This window comes from Bacillus sp. 522_BSPC (assembly GCF_001076885.1).
Classification (GTDB): domain Bacteria; phylum Bacillota; class Bacilli; order Bacillales; family Cytobacillaceae; genus Niallia; species Niallia hominis.
In genome coordinates this window covers 20,613-27,205 of record NZ_JVDT01000196.1, presented here as the reverse complement: position 1 = coordinate 27,205, position 6,593 = coordinate 20,613, and the positions used below count along the sequence as shown (strand labels likewise).

Here is a 6,593-nt window from a genome sequence, read left to right as displayed (position 1 = left end):
CTCAACTTTCGCAGAGTGATATCGGCAAATAAGCCTTGATATAATTAGGAAGGCCAGCGATCCACTGTTCAAGTTGACTTTGAATTATTTTTTTGATTTTCTTATTCGTTTGTTTAAGTGCATCTTGAAGAAGCTCGATCAATTGCTGTAATGCGACAGCCCAATCAAGTTCATTTACTTCATCGCATAATTCGTAAAACAGACCACCTATTGTGCGTTGATCGGTATTACAGCGATTCTGCCACGACAGAACGATAAAACGAGAAAACACAATCGTTGTATGGCAAATAAGCGCGTCATATGAACGGCTTTGGAATTCTTTTTCAAGTTTCAAAAGAGATTTGGCCGCCTTAAAGAATACCTCGATATCCCAGCGCATTCCATAGATTCGGACGATCTCCTGTTCTGAAAGAGTGCAGTCTGTGCTGAGGATGGCAAGCCAGTCGCTTTTCTTATTTCTGTTTTGAATGAATACCACTTTAATTGGTGTTCCATTAGCCATGATCGTATGGATGGAACGAAGAATTCCTTTCTTGGATTGAATGGGTCCAGCTAGGCGGTATAGTTGCTTTAAAGAAACCATCTCCCCGTTTACGTTATAACGTTGTTTTGTTTCTTTGACCATACCAATTACGTCTAATCCTTGATCCACAATAGACTTTACAAGTGGTGGCAATGTAAACCAAGAATCCATAAGGACATAACTTGCATCTATCCCATTGGCTAATGCACGTTTAATCATGTCAGGAACTTGTTCAGGCTCAGTTTGTAATGCATTTTCTCGACGCTTGTATCCACAAGTACGTTTATCAATTTTTTCAGAGATACCATTGATTTGAGACTTTTTTGAACTGACTAAAGAAAAGTCAATTGGCATAAATGTATAGCCATCTGACCAGCCCAAAGTGAGCATACGAAACCCCTTAAAGAAACGCATTTTCAGGGAAGCATGATCAAAACAACGAGCGAGAAGCTCTACCTTTTTACTACGATTTCGGTCATACGCAGAATCATCGATAATCAGTACTTTTGGACGCTCTTTATTCGTAAGGCGAGTCACCTTTTGAATAGTAAAAATGCTCAACAGTAGTAAGAAACGGCGCCAATTAAAAGTTGATTGGTTTAAAAAGCGATAGACGGCATCTTTGGCTGGAAACTGATCGGCTTTCTTTGAATCAAGAAGTGAAAACCAATTTTTGTGCTGGAAAATCAAACAGAAAACAAGCTGAAATAAGTAGGAACAGCTGAAACCGAAGGATTTTTTAATTCCTGCTTGGCGCAGGTGTTTATTCATTTCAAGCTCAGAAAAAACCGAATTAAGTTCTTTTGGTAGTTGATTGTTTTGGCTATTTTGGTCTATCATATAGGGAGCACCTCTTCTGTATGGTAGTGTTTTCTCTACAATTACACTATACCAAAGAATGAGGTGTTATTTCATTTTATTAAACACTGTCAAGCAACATATTTAATAGACCATAGACGCAATACAACTAACGATTTGCACTTATTTTTTTGGTGCGAAAGTTGAGTAATAGAATAATAAAATCTTAAATGCAGTGATGGTTGTATAGATTTAAAAGTAGAGAGCAATTTGCTTTCTATTTTTTTAGACAAGAGATTATCATTACATTCTCTCTGTTCCAATCCTTAACTTTTCCTGCATTCAGTGAATCAACATATTGAGGGGATATATATTAACCACAGTTATTTACAGCGTTAGGTAGAATGTAAATTTTTTATTAATATTATTGTGGAAACTTTTGCAAAATAAAAATTAGCATGAAAAAATTCAATATTCTATTGAAAGTAGAGATGATGTGATATAAACTAACATATAGTTACAAATAACGGCAAAACTATTAATTCTTATAGCTATTTTATACATAAATTAATGAAGTCTTGTATACAGTAAGTTTCAGAGGAGGAAAAGATGGTAGATTCGAGAGTAATTGAGATTGCTGAGAAAGCGAAGGAATGGACGCTGGAGGCTGGGGCACGTCTAAACTTATCTCAGGAAGAAAAGTTAAATGTCGAATATAAAACATCTGCTGCTGACATTGTTACCCAAAAAGATAAAGAAATTGAACAATTTTTTATCGGAAATATTAAGTCAACCTATCCTGGACATTATGTTTTAGGAGAAGAAGGTTTGTCAGATGTATTACCAATAGATACGCAAGAAGGAGTAGTTTGGATTATTGATCCAATAGATGGTACAACTAATTTTGTCCATCAGAATCTGAATTATGCAATCTCTGTTGCGGTTTATATTGATGGTGACCCAACCATTGGTTATATTTATGATCCTATTAAAAAGGAACTGTTCTCTGCAATAAAAAATCAGGGCGCTTTTCTAAATGATCAGCCATTATCTACTTTAACTTCATGTAGGGTAGAAGAAGCAGTAATATGTTTCAATCATTTATGGCTTGTTCCAAATGAAAAAGTAGACTATGAAAAAATGCACCATTTAGTAAATGATGTAAGAGGTGTTCGTTATCTTGGCTCTGCAGCATTAGAAATGGCATATGTTGCTTGTGGGAGATTAGATTCTTCCTTGGATTTTAGACTTTCTCCATGGGATATTGCCGCAGGTATAGTCATTTTGAATGAAGTAGGTGCAGAAATGACAACCTTGGAAAACCAAGCGATTAATGTATTTACGAAATCATCCACTATATTTTCTAGACCGGGAATTCATCAATATATTCTTGAATATCTATCTTAAAAATAGTAGGTTTCTATTAAATTGAATATTCTGAAAAAAATAATGTTTCATTTAGCTAAATAAAGGATCAGGTAATTGTCAGTCTTTCTTAATTACTATTACCACTTGTATTACAGTATTTATATCTCTCTTTCGTAATAGAAATGGACTTTTTCCATTTTTATATATATTTTATCCATTACAACAATTTGAACAGGGGGGGACAAACTTTTAGTATGTAGATACATACTAAAAGCTACTTTTTTATCGTTTTTTTGCAGTTGTTTTCTTTTATTTATTACACAATTTATTAAGAAAAGAGGGCTAAGAAATTGAAAAAGACATTATTTTCACTAGTTATGGTATTAATGCTTGTAGCACTAACAGCATGTGGTGGGGGAGAAAAGAACGAAAGTAGCAATAGCAATGGAAATGACGGAGAAATTAAGGAATTAACTTTAGGGTTTATTCCATCACAAGAAGCAGATAAAATTGCTGATACAGTAGAACCACTTGAGAAAAAGCTTTCAGAAGAGCTTGGAATTCCTGTTAAAGCAGAAGTTATGATTGACTTCGTTGGATTAGTAGAAGGTATGAGAACGGGGAAAATTGACATTGGGTTCTTAAATCCATTTGGTTATGTTCAAGCAGAAGATCGTGCCGATGTTGATGTACTATTAAAAGCGATTCGTAATGGCGGCGACAGTTATGTTGCTCAATATGTTGTTCCTGCAGATTCAGAAATTAATTCTATTGAAGATTTAGTAAATACAGAAGGTCTTGTTTGGGCATATGCAGATACATTATCTACTTCTGGATATTTATTCCCTGCATCACAATTAATGGATATGGGAGTAGAGGATTTATCTACACATTTCCAACATTCAGTAGTTGGTGGACATGATAATGCGATTCTTTCATTACTTGATGGACAAGCTGATTTTGCAACTACATTTGATGATGCACGTGATACAGTAGAAGGTGACTATCCTACAGTTAAAGAAGACTTAAAGGTTATCGGTCATACAGATCCAATTCCAAATGATACATTATCTGTACGCAGTGATCTTCCAGATGAATGGAAACAAAAAATTAAAGATGCATTCCTAGCATTTAATGATGATGAAGAAATGATGGCAATCATGAATGATGTATATACTTGGGATGGAATTGCAGAGGCTAAGCCAGAAGATTATGATATTGTAAGAGAAGTATATAGCAAGTTCGAAGATGAGTTATCTGAATAATAGACAGTAATGTAAAAAAGGAGGAGCTAATTACCTCCTTTTTTACAAGTAAGTAAATGCAGAGGAGTTTCTTTAGATGATTGAATTTAAAAATGTATCTTTAACTTACCCGAATGGTCATCAAGGATTAAAGAATGTTAACTTAAAGATTAATGACGGAGAATTTATTGTTGTTGTAGGCTTATCAGGCGCTGGAAAGTCTACTTTAATAAGAAGTATTAATCAATTAGTGAAGCCTACAGAAGGGGAACTAATTATTAATGGAAAAGATACGTTAAAGTGTAATGAGCGTCAATTAAAAGAAGTCCGCAGAAATATCGGCATGATTTTTCAAAGCTATAATTTAGTAAAAAGAATGTCTGTGCTTCGCAATGTGTTAACTGGAAGTCTTGGCAGAACGGGTACATTTAAAAGCTTATTTGGATTATTTTCAAATGAAGATAAGGAATTGGCAATGGGTAGTCTTGCGAGAGTCGGAATTGACGATAAAGCATACCGCAGAGCAGATCAATTAAGTGGTGGACAACAGCAACGTGTTAGTATTGCAAGAGCATTAACGCAAAAGCCTAATGTCATCTTGGCAGATGAGCCTGTCGCAAGTTTAGACCCACCGACATCTCATACAGTTATGAAAGATTTAAAGAAGATTAATAAAGAAGACGGGATTACGACAATTATTAACCTTCACTTTATTGATATGGCAATGGAATATGCAGACCGTATTATTGGCATGCGTGAAGGAGAAGTAGTATTTGATGGACCTGTTAGTGAAGTAAGTGAAAAAACATTCGAAGAGATCTATGGTCGTCCAATTAAAGAAGATGACATTATAGGAGCTGAATAATAATGTCGAAGCAAAAGAATAAAGCGTCAGTGGATAATGGGAATATTGCTGTATTCCATTCAAAGACGAAAGTAACAATAACTTATATCCTTATAATTGTAATAGGCTTATATATAGCTTCTGCATTTTACACGGAAGCTTATCCAAATCTGATTATTGCTGGAATGCCAGTTGTTATAGACTTTGTTATTTATGATTTTTTTCCGCCTAATTTAAAGTACATTTCTACCGTTATGAAAGCATTAATAGAAACGTGGAATATGGCATTATTGAGTACAACACTATCGGTTATATTTGCATTGCCAATAAGCTTTCTTGCTGCTGCAAATATTAATAAGAACAAAGTGTTTTATCAAATTGTACGATTTATTTTAAACATCATTCGTACGATACCAGAGCTTATTCTGGCCGTTCTTCTTGTTGCCTTTATGGGTATTGGTGTTATCTCCGGTATTGGGGCATTGTTTATTTTTTCACTAGGGATTCTTGCAAAGCTTATAAGTGAAACAATTGAAGCGATTGATCCAAATCCTCTTGAGGCCATTCGGGCAACTGGTGCGAATACCATTCAAGTAATTAGATATGCTGTCATCCCACAAATTTTGCCGCAATATACTTCTTACGCATTATATGTGTTAGAAATAAATGTACGTGCATCTGTTATTTTAGGGTTTGTTGGTGCAGGTGGAATTGGGATTATTTTAAAACAGCAAACTAGTTTATTTAATTATGGAAATGTGTCAACTATCATACTTATGACATTTATTGCGGTCACTATCATTGACTTTGTAAGTAGTCGTGTAAGGGAGCGTTTATTATAATGACGAAAAATACTATCATACAAAAGCCGAAAAAAGACAGGATGTTTTGGATTAGAACAATTATTTCTGCTGTCATCCTTATTTTTCTATACTATATTGCCCTGACTACTACAGATTTGACATATAGAGGATCAACATTGAGTCCAGGCGCATTACTGCAACGTCTATTTTGGAATCCATTCTTTGATGATGCAGTATTAGAGAAGGTGCCTGAATACATAGCCTATATGATTGAAACATTAGCTATCGCATATGGAGGAGCAGTTATTGGAGCCATTTTAGCAATTCCATTTGGATTTTTAGCTGCATCCAATATTTCGAAGTTTTCCTATATTGGAAAATGGATTTTAAATGCAATTCGTGCATTTCCAGAGGTAATGTTTGCGATTATCTTTGTTGCTGCAGTTGGAATGGGACCATTTGCCGGGGTGCTTGCGATTGGAATTAACTCCATTGGGATGCTTGGAAAATTGTATTCAGAAGTTATTGAATCGATTGATATGAGTGTGCTTGAATCATTCAAAGCTAATGGTGCTGGAAGACTGCAAACGATTTGGTATGGGGTAATTCCACAGATTATTCCTGAATTTGCTTCTTATGCTATTTATCGCTATGAAATTGATGTGCGTTCATCTACCGTACTTGGTGTAGTTGGTGCAGGTGGAATTGGTACGCCTCTTATCATTGCCGCAATGCAGCGTAGCTGGGAACGAGTTGGGATGATGTTAATGATTATCATTGTTGTTGTTTCTGTCATTGACTTTATAAGTAGTAGAATTCGTAGAAGACTTGTATAAATTAGTTCATAAAATGGTGTTAGGCGATGCATTAGATACTTACTTATCTTTTGTAGTGCTGGACACCTTTTTCTTTACTTTCAATTTAAAGACATATATAATACATAAATAAACCCCTTGGGGTATTTTTTATACATTCTATTATACCCCTGTAGGTATTAAAGAGAGGAGATTTTA

General features: G+C 34.9%; 6 protein-coding genes. 5 read left to right on the top strand and 1 reads right to left on the bottom strand.

The genetic code is table 11. The features are described 5' to 3' along the window. Position 1: 1 nt before the first annotated feature. On the bottom strand, positions 2-1,363 hold the full coding sequence (locus ADJ83_RS16640; protein ID WP_048717268.1) for an IS4 family transposase: 1,362 nt from the start codon (positions 1,361-1,363) through the stop codon (positions 2-4). Between the two features lie 567 nt (positions 1,364-1,930). On the opposite strand from ADJ83_RS16640, the gene ADJ83_RS16635 reads away from it, so the two are divergent. The 5 genes from ADJ83_RS16635 (at position 1,931) to phnE (ADJ83_RS16615) (ending at position 6,416) form a co-directional block, all read left to right on the top strand. Then, the gene (locus tag ADJ83_RS16635; protein ID WP_048718461.1) at positions 1,931-2,728 is read left to right on the top strand and encodes an inositol monophosphatase family protein; all 798 of its coding nucleotides are present in this window, start codon (positions 1,931-1,933) and stop codon (positions 2,726-2,728) included. Positions 2,729-3,039: 311 nt separating this feature from the next. Next, a complete protein-coding gene (gene phnD, locus ADJ83_RS16630; RefSeq protein WP_082169288.1) occupies positions 3,040-3,954 on the top strand; it encodes a phosphate/phosphite/phosphonate ABC transporter substrate-binding protein in 915 nt (304 codons plus the stop codon). A gap of 76 nt (positions 3,955-4,030) precedes the next feature. Further along, complete coding sequence (gene phnC / locus ADJ83_RS16625) at positions 4,031-4,798, top strand: phosphonate ABC transporter ATP-binding protein (RefSeq protein WP_031536392.1); 768 nt, start codon at positions 4,031-4,033, stop codon at positions 4,796-4,798. Between the two features lie 2 nt (positions 4,799-4,800). Beyond that, a complete protein-coding gene (phnE, locus tag ADJ83_RS16620; protein WP_031536394.1) occupies positions 4,801-5,619 on the top strand; it encodes a phosphonate ABC transporter, permease protein PhnE in 819 nt (272 codons plus the stop codon). After that, positions 5,619-6,416 carry a phosphonate ABC transporter, permease protein PhnE gene (phnE, locus tag ADJ83_RS16615; protein WP_031536395.1) on the top strand — a complete coding sequence of 266 codons (798 nt, stop codon included), beginning with the start codon at positions 5,619-5,621 and terminating at the stop codon, positions 6,414-6,416. The genes phnE (ADJ83_RS16620) and phnE (ADJ83_RS16615) overlap by 1 nt, the downstream gene beginning before the upstream one ends. The last annotated feature ends 177 nt before the right edge of the window (positions 6,417-6,593 follow it).

Coding starts and splice junctions, on each gene's coding strand:
- phnE (WP_031536394.1), top strand. CDS start 4,801: ATGTCGAAGCAAAAGAATAAAGCGTCAGTGGATAATGGGAATATTGCT.
- phnE (WP_031536395.1), top strand. CDS start 5,619: ATGACGAAAAATACTATCATACAAAAGCCGAAAAAAGACAGGATGTTT.
- ADJ83_RS16640 (WP_048717268.1), bottom strand. CDS start 1,363: ATGATAGACCAAAATAGCCAAAACAATCAACTACCAAAAGAACTTAAT.
- ADJ83_RS16635 (WP_048718461.1), top strand. CDS start 1,931: ATGGTAGATTCGAGAGTAATTGAGATTGCTGAGAAAGCGAAGGAATGG.
- phnC (WP_031536392.1), top strand. CDS start 4,031: ATGATTGAATTTAAAAATGTATCTTTAACTTACCCGAATGGTCATCAA.